This window comes from Streptomyces milbemycinicus, assembly GCF_002154605.1.
GTDB classification, from domain to species: domain Bacteria; phylum Actinomycetota; class Actinomycetes; order Streptomycetales; family Streptomycetaceae; genus Streptomyces; species Streptomyces milbemycinicus.
The window spans coordinates 1-785 of record NZ_MUNE01000787.1; the positions used below are offsets into that span (position 1 = coordinate 1).

Below are 785 nucleotides of genomic sequence, written 5' to 3' on the forward strand. Positions count from 1 at the left end.
CGGCTACATCGGCTGGCTGGTACCCGCGCCGGAACTCAGCAGGCTGGACCATCCGGTCGCGCTGGCCAACGGCCATGAACACGGCGTGACCCTGATCGGCACGGACACGCGTACCGGCCTGGAGTTCATGCTGTCACGGGCCCTACGACGGTGGCGCCAGGAGCCGGACACGGAGCCCCCGGCGGGGCGCGACCCAGACGTGTGGCTTGCCCAGAACCAGTGGCGCATCAACGCCCGCGTCAAAGACCGGCAACTTGCTGACCGGCTGGCCGCCGAACTCCGCGTACACCCGGACCCGGATCGAACCTTTCCCGGTTCACGGTGGAATGGCACGGCAGTCATGCAGGACACCGAGTTCGACATCGTGTTTGACGTACCGGAGGGGTGGCGGCACGAGCCCGGCGCGGACGGCATCGGCGTGCTCGCCCCAGCCGACGCCTACAACGATCGGGAGCCGGTGGTCTACGTCAGCTCGTGGGAGTCGTCGCTCGAACCAGCGCTGGCCGACGCTGAACGCCTGCTCGACACCGGACACCCGGCGACCGCGTTGCTCGGGCTCAAGGACATCTTCGTCAACGCGCCGAGCGGCCACTTCGCCGACCTCAAGCCGTTGTGGGCGCGAGCATACCGAGACCTCGGCCGGGCCGAATACGCGGAGCGCCTCGACCTGATGACGCCGATGTACCAGTGACCAGGGTCGGTGTTTTGTGCCGACGTTGTCGGCGTAGGCGGGTCAGTGGTGGTGGCTGTGTCGGCCGAGGGTCTCTACGGGGGTTGCGCCGGGG

At 68.4% G+C, this 785-nt stretch carries 1 protein-coding gene; it reads left to right on the top strand.

Going from position 1 to position 785, the window contains the following annotated elements; all coding sequences use genetic code 11:
* The coding region (locus CCN51_RS55410; RefSeq protein ID WP_158104767.1) for a hypothetical protein at positions 1-691 on the top strand (691 nt) is incomplete at its 5' end.
* Positions 692-785: the final 94 nt, after the last annotated feature.